This is a genomic window from Bacillus sp. S4 (assembly GCF_040838205.1).
GTDB classification, from domain to species: domain Bacteria; phylum Bacillota; class Bacilli; order Bacillales; family Bacillaceae_G; genus Bacillus_A; species Bacillus_A cereus_U.
This window is the reverse complement of the sequence record NZ_JBFPJI010000014.1, coordinates 22,152-38,067: the sequence shown is the minus strand read 5'-3', so window position 1 is coordinate 38,067 and position 15,916 is coordinate 22,152. Positions and strand designations below refer to the sequence as shown.

Here is a 15,916-nt window from a genome sequence, read left to right as displayed (position 1 = left end):
CCCCACTGATTATTAGCCCTCACCAATCGGGCGTTTACGGGCAGTTGATCTCCCACCTAACTTCTTTGCTTCAGCCGAATTTTGAGATGGGAGTTTTACTGCCCGTTAATGCTTTTTTTTCGTTCATGGAGAAGTTAAGTATTGAAAGAAGATGCAGTGGGTTGTTCGTTAAATGAGTGATTTTTGAGCGTATCCTTGTATAAAAAAGATCCAGTAATAAAAATATATTTATTTTTAGGGGAAGAGATAAAGGCTATCAACATAGTTTTTGAAAAAGGAAGAGCATCAATTCTTCTTTTATTCTGCCAAATAGTTGACCTGAAGTGATAAAATGTATTATAATCGTAAAAGACATGCTGAAGAAGTGTTTCTTTTTGCATGCTGAAGTTAGTATGTAAGTGTGATGTTTCGGAGGGAGGGAAAGAGAATGTCAAAAACAGTCGTTCGTAAAAACGAGTCTTTGGAGGATGCACTTCGCCGTTTTAAAAAGTCGGTTTCTAAAACTGGTACACTTGCTGAAGCAAGAAAGCGCGAGTTTTATGAAAAGCCAAGTGTAAAACGTAAGAAGAAGTCTGAAGCGGCAAGAAAGCGTAAGTTCTAAGAGAGGGTGTAAGTTATGAGTCTTCTCGGTCGTTTAAACGATGATATGAAACAAGCGATGAAGAATAAACAAAAAGAAAAATTAACCGTTATTCGTATGGTTAAGGCTGCTTTACAAAATGAAGGTATTAAACTGCAACATACTCTTACTGAAGAAGAGGAATTAACAGTTTTAGCTCGTGAAGTAAAACAGTATAAGGACTCCCTCCTTGAATTTAAAAAAGCTGGTCGTGAAGACCTTGTTGATAAACTGCAAAGTGAAATTCAGATTTTAAGCGCATATTTGCCGGAGCAATTAACAGAAGAAGAACTAGCGGATATAATTAAGCAAGTTATTTCTGAAGTTGGTGCTACATCTAAAGCAGATATGGGTAAAGTGATGACTGCTGTTATGCCGAAAGTAAAAGGTAAAACAGACGGATCACTTGTGAATAAGCTGGTTATCCAGCTATTAGCATAAAAAAGCGTCTCATTTCGTATGAGACGTTTTTTTATGCTTTTTTCAGTTTGGACGTGATATTACAAGCTCTTTTTTCATACATATGGGATGAGAGGGGGTCTTTTGAGATGAAGAAATTAGAACAAATGAAGAATTGGTTAACGAAGCAAATAGACCTGCCAGTGGATGTGTTAATGGATCTACCTCGGATCACGCTTGTTGGGCAAGTACATATCTATATAGAAAATCATCGAGGATTATTAGTATTTTCAGATAAAGAGGTAAGATTGCTATTGAAACATGGTCAATTATTAATTAAAGGTCAATCCTTTGTTATTAAAACAATCCTTCCAGAAGAACTGTTACTTGAAGGGATTATTGAACAAGTGACGTTTTTAGAAAATGAAAAGAAAGAGGAGTGAGGAGAAACTTCCGTTTGTGAAGTTTTTCTTCGTTACCTTGTATTAACAGGTGATAACGTTCTGGCCTCAATATTCGGTTCGTACAAAGAGGATAGGTGGGAATTGAGTTCCACGTAAAAAAACTGGCTCGTGAAGGTTAATAATTAGTGAGGATCAAGGAATCTGCTAATTTAGTACGAGCTAGTTTGATAATCGAATTGAAAAGTAGTGTATCTACTTTTAGAAAGGTAGTGGAGATAGTCGATGAAAAATAAATGGTTTATAAAATGGCTTGGGTATGTAAAGGTGCGAATTGAAGGTAGAGGAGCGGAACGCTTTGTTAACGAGTGTGTGCGGAGGAAATTACTCGTTTGGGATGTAAAGAAGATAGCTGATGAAACGTTAGTTTTTTGTATGTTATTACGAGATGTGAAAAAGATAAAACCAATTTATAGAAAAAATGAATGTAAATTATATTTTATTGGACGTTACGGTTTTCCGTTTTGGAATAAGCGTTTAATTAAAAATAGTGGATTTTTAATTGGGTTTTTAATATTTTTTTTCGGGATGATTGCATTGTCAAATATGGTGTGGAAAATTGAAATTACAGGAGCAAAACCTGAAACGGAATATATATTGATGAAAGAATTGGACAAAATGGGTATAAAAAAAGGGAAATTACAGTTCCAAATGCCGAATGTAGAAGATGTTCAACGTCATTTGACAGACAATATTAATGCGATTACTTGGGCGGGATTAGAAATAAGAGGGACAACATATCATTTTAAGATTGTTGAAAAAAATGAACCGAAAAAAGAAAGTGAACAACAGCCACAAAACTTAGTAGCAAAAAAAGAAGGGATTATTACAAAAACATTTGTGGAAGTTGGGAAGCCTGTTGTCATGAAAAATGACCATGTAGAAAAGGGGCAACTTCTCGTCTCGGGGATGTATGGTAATGAGGAGAATCCGACAATTGTTTCGGCTAAAGGGATTGTATATGGAGAAACGTGGTATAAATCTGAGGTGGATGTTCCGTTAAAGACGCAATTTCAAGTGTATACTGGTAATTCGTATAATGAATATTTTCTTAAATTTGGGAGTGCTAAAATAAAAATATGGGGATTTCAGCAGGATAAGTATAAACGCTCTCGTACTGAAAGTGTAAAACATGATGTGAAATTATTTGGATTCACATTACCAGTTGCATACGAGAAAGATATTGTACGAGAAGAGGAAGAAGCGAACCGAGAATATACCGAAAAACAAGCAATGAAAGTAGCGAAAGAGATGGCAGAAAAAGAACTGAAGAAAAAATTGGATGAACATGCTATGATTGTAAGTGATAACATTTTGAGTAAAGAGGTTGAGGCGGATCACCTAAAGGTCACATTACATTATACAGTGATTGAAAATATTGCAGAGCCACAACCAATATCTGAATTCGATATTCAAGGAGACTGAGTAATGGCAGAACAATTAGTAGAAATGAACCAACAATTGGAAAACCCTAACGAAGCAATCGCTCTTTTTGGGGTAAATGATGCTCATTTAAAAGTAATTGAACGAGAACTTAGTGTATCGATTGTGACTAGAGGAGAATCTGTTCGTGTATCTGGGGCAGATGAAACTGTGGTGCTCGTAGAAAAAATCTTACAACAGTTACTTGTTGTTATCCGTAAAGGTGTATCAATTTCGGAAAGAGATGTTGCGTATGCGATTCAGCTTGGGCAACAAGGGAAAATTGCTCAATTCGAAGAGTTATATGAAGAGGAAATTTTTAAAACGGCAAAAGGTAAATCCATTCGTGTGAAAACGATGGGGCAAAGACGATATATTCATGCAATGAAAAAGAATGATATTGTATTTGGGATAGGGCCTGCTGGGACAGGAAAAACATACTTAGCCGTAGTAATGGCTGTGAGAGCTTTAAAGCAAGGGTATGTAAAGAAAATTATTTTAACAAGACCTGCTGTAGAAGCTGGAGAGAGCTTAGGGTTTTTACCAGGTGATTTGAAAGAAAAAGTAGATCCGTATTTACGACCACTATATGATGCGTTACATGATATTCTTGGACAAGAATATACACAACGTATGATGGAACGTGGTGTAATTGAAATTGCACCTCTTGCTTATATGAGAGGGCGTACTCTTGATGATTCATTTGTTATATTAGATGAGGCGCAAAATACAACTGGTGTTCAAATAAAAATGTTTTTAACACGATTAGGTTTTAGTTCTAAAATGGTTATTACGGGGGATCCCTCACAGGTAGACTTGCCAAAAGGGGTAAAGTCAGGTCTTTCTATTGCTGCTAATATTTTATCTGGTGTATCAGGTCTTTCGTTCATTACATTGGAACAAACGGACGTTGTGAGACACCAGTTAGTGCAACGTATTATTGAGGCATATGATAAAATGGAATGATCCTATTTGTCAGGATCATTTCTTTTTGTATGATAAGGTTGGCGAAGGACATATTTTTTACTATCATTAAAGACGAGGGAAATAAACTATAGGTGATGGTCTATAAAAATATGGTCCTAAAAAGCATCGTTGGCTGGAAGAAATGAAAGCTATAAATAGTTTCACTTTATTTCTGGAGAGGAGAAGGTATTGAAATCATGTCAAGATCTCAAGAAATTTCTAAGTGGTTTCGTAATTTACAACATTCGAAAAAACTAAGTTGGATTTCTTACGTTTTATTAGGAGCAGTACTGTTTTTTGCACTTATGAATAATGTAAAACCAGAGCAATTAGATGTTGAAATATACTCTATTGCTAAAAAAACAATCCACTCTCCTATTAAAATTGAAGATAAAGTTACAACGGAAAAAAAGAAAAAAGAAGCCGCTACCAAAGTTGAAGATCAGTATACATATAGAAGTGAGCTTAAACAAAATAAAGTGGATATTGTTAATGATGTTTTTGCTAAGGTAGATGAAGTGGTGCAAGAGATTAAAGCTGTTGGACCAGATGAGCAAAAAAAGATTACCGATGCTGATAAAGTGGACAAGTTGAAAAAGAAACTACCTGTCGATTTAACAAAAGATTTATCGGATTCAAACTTACTAAACTTGATTAACGCGGATTCAAGCCAATTGGTATTAGCAAAAGATGCAGCAGTCACAGCCGTTAATAGTATAATGGCTATGCATATTAAAATGGACGAATTGAAGGACGCTAAAGAGCGGTATGTAAGTGAGTTGAATAATGTTAATGTCGATAGTGGTTTAAAAGAAGCTATTAAGGCACTAGGGAAATATGCAATTTCAGCAAATTATTTTTATGATCCGACTTTAACAAAAGAGAAGAGAAAAGCAGAGGAAGATTTAGTGCCGCCTGTTTATATCCTTCAAGGGCAAGTTCTTGTGAGAGAAGGAGAAACGATTTCAAGTGATATGTATAATCAGTTGAAATTAGTTGGGTTGCTAGAGAAAGGTAATAGCTTCCAACCTTATGTTGGTTTGGCGGTGCTCATTTGTGTGTTGCTATACTTTATGCATAAGCAGTTTGAAGTATTTTTACAGCGAAAAAGAGAAGATAGGCCGTATGTTTTAGCCTACATCACAATTCTGTCTATCACGATTGTTTTAATGAAAATCATTAGTTTATTCCAAAAGCTTGAATATGCAGGAATTGCGTATGTTGTTCCGGTCGCGATGGGGACAATACTTGTGAAATTAATGATTGGTGACCGATTTGTATTTTTAACAAGTATGATTTTTTCTGTTTGCGGAAGTATTATGTTTAATGAAGGTGTAACGAGTACACTGAATTATAGTGTAGGGATTTATGTTTTGTTAAGTTCATTATCGGTTAGCATCTTCTTGAGAGAAAAAAATCGTCGTACGATGATTTTGCAAGCTGGTATACTCGTTTCCGTATTAAATGTAGTCGTATTGGCGGCATTGCTACTATTACGAAATGGGAACTTTTCACCTCTTGAAATTGGTACGCAATTATTAATGGCAGCAGTTTCGGGGATTATCTCTTCTGTTCTAGCTATGGGGATTTTACCGTATTTAGAAAGTGGGCTCGGAATTGTATCGAGTATGAAATTAATGGAACTTTCAAGTCCGAATCACCCGCTCTTGCGCAAAATCTTATTAGAAGCACCGGGTACGTATCACCATAGTGTAATGGTAGCGAATCTTTCTGAAGCTGCTTGTGAAGCGGTTGGAGCAAATGGAGTGTTGGCTCGTGTAGGGGCGTATTATCATGATGTGGGAAAAACAGTACAACCACAGTTTTTTATTGAAAACCAGATGGGGATTGAAAACCCGCATGATAGATTAGACCCTGTAACGAGTAAAGATATTATAATCGCTCACGTAACTGATGGGGTGAGGATGTTAGAGGAATATCATATTCCTCAAGAAATTATTGATATTGCTGGACAGCATCACGGTACAACGTTACTTAAATATTTTTACTATAAAGCGATTAAGGAAGATAAAGAGAAATATAAGGAAGAGATGTTCCGCTACCCAGGATCAAAAGCAACATCTAAAGAGTCGGCAATTGTTGGTATTGCTGATAGTGTAGAAGCGGCGGTACGTTCAATGAATCATCCAACGCCAGATCAAATTAATAACTTAGTGCAAAGTATTATTAAAGATCGTTTGCAAGATGGGCAATTTAGTGAATGTGATTTGACATTTAAAGAATTACAAATTGTTTGTAAAACGTTATGTGAAACGTTAAATGGTATTTTCCATTCTCGTATTACATATCCGGAGCTGCCGGAAGATAAGGAGAAAGAATGAGTTTATTAATTGATTTTATTGATGAAACAGAAGAAGTGAAAGACGAATATATAAGTTTGATTCGAGGATTGGTAGAGAAAGCAGCCCAAATGGAAAATATAGAAGAAGGGGCAGAATTATCGGTTACGTTTGTAGATAATGAACGTATTCGTGAAATAAACCGTGATTACCGAGATAAGGATCAACCTACGGATGTTATTTCTTTCGCAATGGAAGAAATGGGAGAAGGCGAGATGGAAATCGTCGGTGCGGAAATGCCGCGTATGTTAGGAGATCTTATTATTTCTATTCCAAGAGCAAAAGAACAAGCGGAAGAATATGGACATTCTTTTGATCGAGAACTTGGGTTTTTAGCACTACATGGCTTTTTGCATTTGCTTGGTTATGATCATATGACAGAAGAAGATGAAAAAGAAATGTTTGGAAGACAAAAAGAAATTTTAGAGGCCTTTGGATTAGGACGATGAAAAAAGGAAAACTTTTAGATAGTTTTGGATATGCTATAGCTGGTATATACTTTTGTCTTCGTCATGAACGAAATATGAAAATTCATTCTTTAGCCGCAGTCATTGTTATGTGCTGCGGCTTTTATTTCCATATTACAACAACGGAATGGATTGTATTACTTATTGTGATAGGGATTGTAATGGGTTTAGAGATGGTGAATACGGCTATTGAAAAAACAGTAGACTTAGCAACCGCGGATATTCATCCGTTTGCGAAAATTGCAAAGGATGTTGCGGCGGGGGCAGTTTTATTGTTTGCAATTATAGCTGCTGTAATTGGTGCTATTATCTTTTTACCGTATATGGTATAGTTGCATTCCGAAGCTTTTATTAAGCTTTGGGAGCGCCGTGAAGGCCTTTAATGAAAGAGTGTATCTATTCACATCTGTGAACGGAAAGGATGCGGGAATATGAATAGCAAACAATTAATTCAAGAAGCAACCGAAGCGCGTAAACGAGCGTACGTACCATATTCTAAATTTCAAGTAGGTGCAGCTTTACTAACTCAGGATGGAAAAATATATCGTGGATGTAATGTTGAAAATGCATCATATGGTTTATGTAACTGTGCAGAAAGAACAGCGTTATTTAAGGCGATTTCTGAAGGAGATAACGAGTTTGTAGCTATTGCAGTCGTAGCAGATACAAAGCGTCCAGTACCTCCTTGTGGAGCATGTCGACAAGTTATGGTAGAATTATGTAAACAGGATACGAAAGTATACCTATCAAACTTACATGGTGATGTTCAAGAGACAACAGTCGGAGAATTGTTACCAGGAGCATTTTTAGCGGAGGATTTACATGAATAGAAAAGGTTATAAATCAGGTTTTGTCTCTATTATTGGCAGACCGAATGTTGGGAAATCTACATTTTTAAATCGTATTATTGGCCAAAAAATTGCTATTATGAGCGATAAGCCACAAACAACTCGTAATAAAATTCAAGGTGTATATACAGAAAATGATTCACAAGTAGTTTTCATTGATACACCAGGAATACATAAACCTAAACATAAACTAGGCGATTTCATGGTGAAGATGGCTCAAACGACATTAAAAGAAGTTGATATTGTTCTGTTTATGGTCAATGCAACTGAAGGATATGGTCGTGGTGAGGAATTTATTATTGAGAAATTACAAGAAACGAAACAACCGGTATTTTTAGTAATTAATAAAATTGACCAAGTTCATCCTGAGCAATTATTAGCGTTAATTGATCAATACCGTAAACTATATGAGTTCGCGGAGATTGTGCCAATTTCTGCATTGGACGGTAATAACGTTGAAGCGTTAATCGGAGCAATTAAAAAGTATTTACCAGAAGGACCGCAATATTACCCGGATAATCAAGTAACGGATCATCCAGAGCGATTTATTATTTCAGAGCTTATTCGTGAAAAAGTATTACATTTAACACGTGAAGAAGTACCGCATTCTGTAGCGGTTGTTATTGATGCAATTCAAAAGCGTGAGGGCGGAGCGGTTTATATAAACGCAACGATTGTTGTTGAACGTGCATCACAAAAAGGAATTATTATAGGTAAGCAAGGGAAGATGTTAAAAGAAGTCGGTAAGCGAGCTCGCTTTGACATTGAAGCACTTCTTGGTTCTAAAGTATTTTTAGAAGTATGGGTGAAAGTGCAAAAAGATTGGCGTAATAAGATGTCACAGCTTCGTGACCTTGGTTTCCGTGAAGACGAGTATTAATATGAAGTAAAGTTGTGATCAGTGGGTGTTTTGTTCATCCACTGATTATTGGTTTTTATGAACCTTGATAAATTAGGAAAAATTTTTCTCACATGAAAATGAACAAAATGGGTCAATTTAATAACAACAAAAGAAATTGCTTTATAGGCTACGCTTATTGAGAAAGGTGGATTCTTATGCTAGATTTTACCTGGAAGTTTTTCTCCAAAACAGGAAGCATTGAAACGTATTTGCTTTTGAAAGAAATGGAAAAAGACGTAAACGATGAGATGGATCAACATGAAGAGGAGTTAGCGCATCTAGACTCTCCAATTTCTTGACCCGTTTTGTTCAAACCTTGGATGGTGACGAACATGTTTCAAAAAGTTGAGGGCATTGTCATCCGTACAACAGATTACGGAGAAACAAATAAGATTGTTACAATATACTCACGGGAATTTGGTAAGATAAGTGCAATGGCAAGAGGGGCGAAAAAACCGAAGAGTCGGTTAGCGGCTATTTCGCAACTTATGACACATGGTCATTTTCTTATTCAAATTGGATCTGGACTTGGAACTTTGCAACAAGGCGAGATTATTTCATCTATGAAAGAAATTCGCGAGGATATATTTTTAACTGCTTATGCATCATTTATTATCGAATTAACTGATAAAGCAACAGAAGATAAGAAGCATAATCCGTATTTATTTGAAATGTTATATCAAACGTTGCATTATATGTGTGAGGGTGTTGACCCAGAAGCATTATCATTAATTTATCAAACGAAAATGCTTCCGGTATTAGGGATGCACCCGTACTTTGATACATGTGCTATTTGTCATCAAGAAACAGATTTTGTCGCCTTCTCTGTCAGGGAAGGCGGTTTTCTGTGCTCGCGTCATGCGGAACAAGATCCGTATCGTATTCCGGTGGGAGAGGCTGTTCATAAATTATTACGTCTCTTTCTTCACTTCGATCTACACCGGCTCGGTAATGTATCGGTGAAGGATAGTACAAAAAAACAAATGCGCACAGTATTGAATACATATTATGATGAATATTGTGGGATTTATTTGAAAACAAGGCGTTTCTTGGAACAACTTGATAAGTTTCAAATATAAAAAGGGCCGTATACGGTCCTTTTTACATACTTTCTTTTTCGAATAGCATATTTAGTATATAATATTTAAGAGATAGTATAACTTTTTTCGTTGTGCATTAAAGGTGGTGATTATCATAGAGCTGAATAAACGGCAAGAGCATATCATTCAGATTGTAAAAGATCACGGTCCTATTACAGGGGAGTCAATTGCTGGGCAATTGGGTTTAACACGTGCAACGCTAAGACCAGACTTAGCAATTTTAACGATGGCTGGTTATTTAGAAGCGCGTCCACGTGTAGGTTATTTTTATACGGGTAAAACCGGGGGACAGCTATTATCTGAAGCTGTTAAGAAAATTAAAGTGCAAGATTATCAATCTAGACCGGCTGTAATTGATAAAAATGTATCAGTATACGATGCAATCTGTACTATGTTTCTAGAGGACGTTGGTACATTATTTGTTGTAGATCAATCTACTTTATTAGTTGGCGTTGTATCTCGTAAAGATTTATTACGAGCTAGCTTAGGAAAGCAGGATTTAACCTCTCTTCCGGTTAATATTATCATGACAAGGATGCCAAACATTGCGATGTGTCGCAGGGAGGATTCTTTATATGATATTGCGATGGAATTAATAGAAAGACAGATTGATGCGATGCCGGTTGTGAAGGATACGAAACAAGGTTTAGAAGTGATTGGGCGAATTACAAAAACAAATATTACACGTGCGTTTGTAAATTTAGTAAATAACGAATAAGTGTAATTTGTTTAAAGTGAGGTAATGTAATGGATAATAAAATCGTATATGTCGTATCTGACTCTGTAGGAGAAACGGCTGATTTGGTTGTTAGAGCGGCAATGGGACAGTTCCCATTCGCTCCTGATATTAGACGTGTACCGTATGTAGAAGATACAGGGACATTAAAAGAAGTAATCTCGATTGCCAAGAGCAATCAAGCGCTTATTTGTTTTACGTTAGTAAAGCCTGATATGCGTCAATATTTATTGACAGAAGCGGCAAAAGAAGGAGTAGAGGCATACGATATTATCGGACCTCTTATCGATCAAATTGAAGGAATTACAGGGCAAGTACCAAGGTATGAGCCAGGTGTCGTTCGAAGATTAGATGAAGAGTACTTTAAAAAAATTGAAGCGATTGAATTTGCAGTTAAGTATGATGATGGTAGAGATGCACGTGGTATTTTAAAAGCTGATATCGTGTTGATTGGAATTTCACGTACATCAAAAACACCACTTTCACAATATTTAGCGCATAACAAACGTTTGAAAGTTGCCAATGTACCACTTGTACCGGAAGTGGATCCACCTGAGGAATTATATCAAGTGGCAAAAGAGAAATGTTTCGGTTTGAAAATCATACCGGATAAGTTAAATCATATTCGAAAAGAACGATTGAAATCACTTGGATTAAGTGATGGAGCAACATATGCAAATATTAATCGTATTCAAGAAGAACTTGGTCATTTTGAGGAAGTAATTAATAAAATAAATTGTCAAGTGATTGATGTATCAAATAAGGCGATTGAAGAAACAGCAAATATTATTGTGAATGCAGTGCAAAACCAAAAAATGTTTTAGCACATTTACCAAAGGTGAATGTGCTTTTTTCGCTCGTGAGAAGGCGGTAGAGGAAGATGCGAAGTAGAGCATGAACTTTCGGCTTAGTAATAGAATATAGCGGAATGGTTATACTTATATTCTTCTGTTTTTTTTTATTATGCTAAAGGAACGATTTCGTTATCTTTAAATGTAAGATGAAAATTAAAGGGATATGTAGCGTAGTTGAAGAAAATATATTATAATAAAAAATTGTGATAAAAACCTATATTTTACGTTTAGACTTTAATTTTTCAGAATAAACTAGGGATAGGATTTTCGAAAAAGACATGTATTTACGTTAAATCGACAAAATCTAGACAAGAAAACGCACATTATGGAAGGATTCACAGAAGGGATGTAGAATACAGAAATATGCAAAACATCAGTAAGATATTATTTGATGCAGATGCGTATCCCGTGAAGAATGTAATTGTGCAAGTTGGAACAAAATTTTATGTCGAAATTTTGTTTGTCGCATCCTATGCTCATCGTTCAAGAAAACAGCAAGGCAATTGGGTCTATGTAGATTCTGAGCAAGATGAAGTGGATTGTTATATTTATCAACATGCAAAAGCTACAGATCTCATGATCATACAGGTTATAGTGCTTGCTAGTCTTCTTGTGAAAAAGGAGTATATGTATTGTCTCCAAGAGATACATTTGTAACAGATGAGCAAATGGATACAATTTTATATAGTAGTATGTATCTGCGAATTTACGCAGACTGGGGACTTATACGAAAGGTCCAAAATCGTTTACACAATGTGATCGACAGTACTTTCTAACAAATTCAGAAAAATATTGTCGAATTATAAAGGAATCTTTTAATTTATATCGAATACAAAATACGACACGGAGATGGATTTATGGGGAACAGAATTCCCGAAGAAGTTGTTGAACAGATTCGGACATCATCTGATATTGTAGAAGTGATTGGTGAGTATGTTCAACTTAGAAAGCAGGGACGTAACTATTTCGGTCTTTGTCCATTTCATGGTGAGAATTCTCCTTCGTTCTCTGTTTCATCTGATAAGCAAATTTTTCATTGCTTCGGATGTGGAGAAGGTGGAAATGTATTTTCTTTTCTTATGAAAATGGAAGGACTTGCTTTCACCGAGGCTGTTCAAAAGCTTGGCGAAAGAAATGGAATTGCAGTTGCAGAATATACATCAGGGCAAGGACAACAACAACAAGAAGACATATCTGATGACACTGTCATCATGCAACAGGCTCATGAACTTTTGAAAAAGTATTATCATCATTTATTAGTAAATACAGAAGAAGGAAATGAAGCACTTTCATATTTATTAAAACGTGGTATTACAAAAGAGATGATTGAGAAATTTGAAATTGGTTATGCATCACAAGCTTGGGATGCAGCAACGAAAATTTTACAAAAAAGAGGTTTGTCGCTATCTAGTATGGAACAAGCTGGCCTTCTTGTAAGAAGTGAGAAGGATGGCAGTCATTATGACCGCTTCCGCGGAAGAGTTATGTTTCCGATTTATACTTTACAAGGTAAGGTGATAGCGTTTAGTGGAAGGGCGTTAGGAGATGACACTCCGAAATATTTAAATAGTCCTGAAACACCGATTTTTTACAAAAGTAAGCTGTTGTATAATTTCCACCAAGCAAGGCCGTTTATTAGAAAACGTGGGCAGGTTGTCCTTTTTGAAGGCTATGCCGATGTACTAGCTGCGGTGAAAAGTGGTGTGGAAGAAGCTGTTGCGACAATGGGAACAGCCTTAACTGAAGAACAAGCGAAACTTCTGCGACGTAACGTTGAAACTGTTGTTCTTTGCTATGATGGTGATAAAGCAGGGCGAGAAGCGACGATGAAAGCAGGGCAATTACTATTGCAAGTTGGTTGCCAAGTGAAAGTTACATCCTTGCCAGATAAGCTTGACCCTGATGAATATGTGCAACAATATGGGACAACCGCTTTTGAAAATCTTGTGAAATCAAGTATAAGTTTTGTTGGTTTCAAAATAAATCATTTGCGTTTAGGGAAAAATTTGCAAGATGAGTCTGGCAAAGAAGAATATGTAAAAAGTGTTTTAAAAGAGTTATCATTGCTACAGGATGCGATGCAGGCGGAATCATATTTAAAATCATTATCGCAAGAATTTTCGTATTCAATGGAAACACTTTTGAATCAATTGCACCAATATCGCAAAGAACAAAAGGTACAGCAAAAACAAATAAAGCAGGTTTCTAAGCCATCTCAAATTGTTCAAACGAAGCCGAAGTTAACAGGTTTTGAAAGGGCAGAAAGAGAAATTATCTACCATATGTTGCAAAGTGCAGAAGTGACAGTACGTATGGAACCTCATATAGAAGATTTTTATACAGAAGAACATAAAGGGATTTTATATGAACTATACGCATATTATGAAAAGGGAAATGAACCTTCAGTCGGAACATTTTTAAGTTGGCTCTCTGATGAAAAGTTGAAAAATATTATCACTGATATTTCGACGGATGAATTTATTAATCCAGAGTACACAGAAGAAGCGTTACAAGGTCATTTGGAGGCGTTAAGACGCCATAAAGAGAAACTTGAAAAGATGGAAATTATCTTTAAAGTAAAACAAATGGAAAAAACAGATCCTGTAGAGGCTGCTAAATATTATGTGGCATATTTACAAAGTCAAAAAGCAAGAAAATAGCTTTTTCGATAAAATTTTAGTATAATGAATGTTTGTATCTCGCGTAAGGAGGGGAACAGATGGCTGATAAACCAGCTCGTTCTAAACAAATTGAAACTGAAATGACCCTTGAGCAAGTGAAAGAACAACTCACTGAGCTTGGAAAAAAACGTGGCGTTCTTACATATGAAGAGATTGCAGAACGCATGAATGGATTTGAAATTGAATCCGATCAAATGGATGAATACTATGAATATTTAGGTGAACAAGGGATTGACTTAGTTGGTGACAATGACAACGACGAAGGTCCTAATAATCGCCAAATTACAAAAACGGAAGAAGAGTTTGACCTTAATGATTTAAGTGTGCCACCAGGTGTGAAAATCAATGACCCTGTTCGTATGTACTTAAAAGAAATTGGTCGAGTTGACTTACTATCCGCTGAAGAAGAAATTCGACTTGCAACGCGTATTGAAGAAGGCGATGAAGAAGCGAAACGCCGTCTTGCAGAAGCAAACTTACGTCTTGTAGTAAGTATTGCAAAGCGCTACGTGGGCCGCGGTATGCTTTTCTTAGACTTAATCCAAGAAGGAAATATGGGTCTAATTAAAGCGGTTGAAAAGTTCGACTATCGTAAAGGTTTTAAATTTAGTACGTATGCAACTTGGTGGATTCGCCAAGCTATTACACGTGCGATTGCAGACCAAGCGCGAACAATTCGTATTCCAGTTCATATGGTTGAAACCATTAATAAGTTAATTCGTGTACAACGTCAATTATTACAAGATTTAGGACGCGAACCATCTCCTGAAGAGATTGGTGAAGAAATGGATCTTGCTCCAGAAAAAGTACGCGAAATCTTAAAGATTGCACAGGAGCCAGTTTCTCTTGAAACACCAATTGGTGAAGAAGACGACTCCCATTTAGGTGACTTTATTGAAGACCAAGAAGCAACATCGCCTGCGGACCATGCAGCGTATGAATTGCTAAAAGAACAATTAGAAGATGTGTTAGATACACTAACAGATCGTGAAGAAAATGTTCTACGTCTTCGTTTTGGTTTAGATGATGGACGAACTCGTACGCTTGAAGAAGTTGGGAAAGTATTCGGCGTAACGAGAGAACGTATTCGTCAAATTGAAGCGAAAGCACTTCGCAAATTAAGACATCCGAGCCGTAGTAAACGTCTTAAGGATTTCTTAGAATAGGTTATTTTAAGTTTACTTCACGATTGTGAAGTAAACTTTTTTCTTTTGTTAATTTTTGTTAAACTTTATCTATCGGCAACGATTACAATTTCTTGTAATTTATTTTACAGAATTGTCTTTTGATTTGCAAATGCTCATTTTTCGATTTTTCGATTAATTTTGTTTATTCTTTACAAAATAATATGTAGAAAAGTAAAAAATATGATGAGAAACGTTAGTAATTATCGAAATAATATGCGATAAAATAGTGGAAATCAATAAAATGAATTTACGGAATATTTTTAATAAATGGTAGTTTACTCTTTTCTGCTAGAGTGTTTTCAAGTACAATTGAAATGACTGAATCATCTAACTATTTAGCGGTATAGAGGGGGGAGAAGAGATATGAAACGTAATCCGTTGATTCCGTTCGCTCTTATTGCAGCATTAGGTATTATCGTTATGTTTGTATTTTCATTTCAGGGGCTAAATAAATCTAAAGAGTTAGCTGATGCAAAAAATGGCGGGAAACCAGCACAAACAGCATCAAAGCCAGAGGATATTGTAAAGCAAAGCTGTACGAGCTGTCATGGTGATCAGTTACAAGGGGCGGTAGGACCTAATTTACAAAAAATTGGTGGGAAACTTTCGAAAGATGAAATTAAAGAAGTTATTTCAAAAGGAAAAGGAAATATGCCGCCAAATATAGTTCCAGCTGATCAAGCGGCAAAAGTAGCTGATTGGTTATCGAAGAAAAAATAAAGTGAAACTTTAATCAGTGGGGGGGTCATCCCCATTGATTATTAGCCTTCACCAATCGGGCGTTTACGGGCAGTTGGTCTCCCACCTAACTGCTTTGTTCTAGCCGAATTTTGAGGTGGGAGTCTTACTGCCCGTTAATGCGGGATAAAGTATAGAAAAACAAGCCTCTTGCTTTTTGCAAAAGGCTTGTTTTTC

18 protein-coding genes are annotated in these 15,916 nt (G+C 36.1%); all 18 read left to right on the top strand.

Translation table 11 applies throughout. From position 1 onward, the window contains the following. The first annotated feature begins 427 nt into the window (after positions 1 to 427). The 18 genes from rpsU (at position 428) to cccA (ending at position 15,721) form a co-directional block, all read left to right on the top strand. A complete protein-coding gene (gene rpsU / locus AB3X48_RS03885; protein ID WP_002088683.1) occupies positions 428 to 601 on the top strand; it encodes a 30S ribosomal protein S21 in 174 nt (57 codons plus the stop codon). Positions 602 to 616: 15 nt separating this feature from the next. Continuing rightward, entirely contained in the window at positions 617 to 1,060 is a 444-nt protein-coding gene (locus AB3X48_RS03880) for a GatB/YqeY domain-containing protein (protein ID WP_000054578.1), read from the top strand. A gap of 107 nt (positions 1,061 to 1,167) precedes the next feature. Further along, positions 1,168 to 1,461, top strand: coding sequence for a sporulation protein YqfC (gene yqfC / locus AB3X48_RS03875; RefSeq protein WP_002088680.1), 294 nt, complete (start codon positions 1,168 to 1,170; stop codon positions 1,459 to 1,461). A 243-nt stretch (positions 1,462 to 1,704) separates the two neighbouring features. Further along, a complete protein-coding gene (yqfD, locus tag AB3X48_RS03870) occupies positions 1,705 to 2,904 on the top strand; it encodes a sporulation protein YqfD (protein WP_016106178.1) in 1,200 nt (399 codons plus the stop codon). Positions 2,905 to 2,907: 3 nt separating this feature from the next. Then, on the top strand, positions 2,908 to 3,867 hold the full coding sequence (locus AB3X48_RS03865) for a PhoH family protein (RefSeq protein WP_002160446.1): 960 nt from the start codon (positions 2,908 to 2,910) through the stop codon (positions 3,865 to 3,867). Positions 3,868 to 4,064: 197 nt separating this feature from the next. Beyond that, positions 4,065 to 6,209 carry an HD family phosphohydrolase gene (locus tag AB3X48_RS03860; protein WP_016106177.1) on the top strand — a complete coding sequence of 715 codons (2,145 nt, stop codon included), beginning with the start codon at positions 4,065 to 4,067 and terminating at the stop codon, positions 6,207 to 6,209. Then, complete coding sequence (gene ybeY / locus AB3X48_RS03855; protein WP_002088675.1) at positions 6,206 to 6,676, top strand: rRNA maturation RNase YbeY; 471 nt, start codon at positions 6,206 to 6,208, stop codon at positions 6,674 to 6,676. The genes AB3X48_RS03860 and ybeY overlap by 4 nt, the downstream gene beginning before the upstream one ends. After that, positions 6,673 to 7,026: a diacylglycerol kinase family protein gene (locus AB3X48_RS03850; protein ID WP_016106176.1), complete on the top strand. Its 354-nt coding sequence runs from the start codon at positions 6,673 to 6,675 to the stop codon at positions 7,024 to 7,026. Before ybeY ends, AB3X48_RS03850 begins: the two co-directional genes overlap by 4 nt. 99 nt (positions 7,027 to 7,125) lie before the next feature. Further along, entirely contained in the window at positions 7,126 to 7,524 is a 399-nt protein-coding gene (locus AB3X48_RS03845; protein WP_002111886.1) for a cytidine deaminase, read from the top strand. Further along, the gene (gene era / locus AB3X48_RS03840; protein WP_002160449.1) at positions 7,517 to 8,422 is read left to right on the top strand and encodes a GTPase Era; all 906 of its coding nucleotides are present in this window, start codon (positions 7,517 to 7,519) and stop codon (positions 8,420 to 8,422) included. Before AB3X48_RS03845 ends, era begins: the two co-directional genes overlap by 8 nt. Before the next feature lie 176 nt (positions 8,423 to 8,598). Continuing rightward, positions 8,599 to 8,742, top strand: a complete 144-nt coding sequence (locus tag AB3X48_RS03835) for a YqzL family protein (protein WP_000883924.1) — start codon at positions 8,599 to 8,601, stop codon at positions 8,740 to 8,742. A gap of 33 nt (positions 8,743 to 8,775) precedes the next feature. Next, positions 8,776 to 9,522: a DNA repair protein RecO gene (gene recO, locus AB3X48_RS03830; RefSeq protein ID WP_016106175.1), complete on the top strand. Its 747-nt coding sequence runs from the start codon at positions 8,776 to 8,778 to the stop codon at positions 9,520 to 9,522. Positions 9,523 to 9,628: 106 nt separating this feature from the next. Then, positions 9,629 to 10,261 carry a transcriptional regulator CcpN gene (gene ccpN, locus AB3X48_RS03825; RefSeq protein WP_087947415.1) on the top strand — a complete coding sequence of 211 codons (633 nt, stop codon included), beginning with the start codon at positions 9,629 to 9,631 and terminating at the stop codon, positions 10,259 to 10,261. A gap of 29 nt (positions 10,262 to 10,290) precedes the next feature. Beyond that, positions 10,291 to 11,103 carry a pyruvate, water dikinase regulatory protein gene (locus tag AB3X48_RS03820; RefSeq protein ID WP_002160452.1) on the top strand — a complete coding sequence of 271 codons (813 nt, stop codon included), beginning with the start codon at positions 10,291 to 10,293 and terminating at the stop codon, positions 11,101 to 11,103. A gap of 393 nt (positions 11,104 to 11,496) precedes the next feature. Then, positions 11,497 to 11,790, top strand: a complete 294-nt coding sequence (locus AB3X48_RS03815; RefSeq protein WP_002160453.1) for a DUF188 domain-containing protein — start codon at positions 11,497 to 11,499, stop codon at positions 11,788 to 11,790. A gap of 200 nt (positions 11,791 to 11,990) precedes the next feature. Next, complete coding sequence (gene dnaG, locus AB3X48_RS03810) at positions 11,991 to 13,793, top strand: DNA primase (RefSeq protein ID WP_002067179.1); 1,803 nt, start codon at positions 11,991 to 11,993, stop codon at positions 13,791 to 13,793. Positions 13,794 to 13,852: 59 nt separating this feature from the next. Next, positions 13,853 to 14,980 carry an RNA polymerase sigma factor RpoD gene (gene rpoD / locus AB3X48_RS03805; protein WP_000764062.1) on the top strand — a complete coding sequence of 376 codons (1,128 nt, stop codon included), beginning with the start codon at positions 13,853 to 13,855 and terminating at the stop codon, positions 14,978 to 14,980. A gap of 384 nt (positions 14,981 to 15,364) precedes the next feature. Continuing rightward, positions 15,365 to 15,721: a cytochrome c550 gene (cccA, locus tag AB3X48_RS03800; protein WP_002129130.1), complete on the top strand. Its 357-nt coding sequence runs from the start codon at positions 15,365 to 15,367 to the stop codon at positions 15,719 to 15,721. The last annotated feature ends 195 nt before the right edge of the window (positions 15,722 to 15,916 follow it).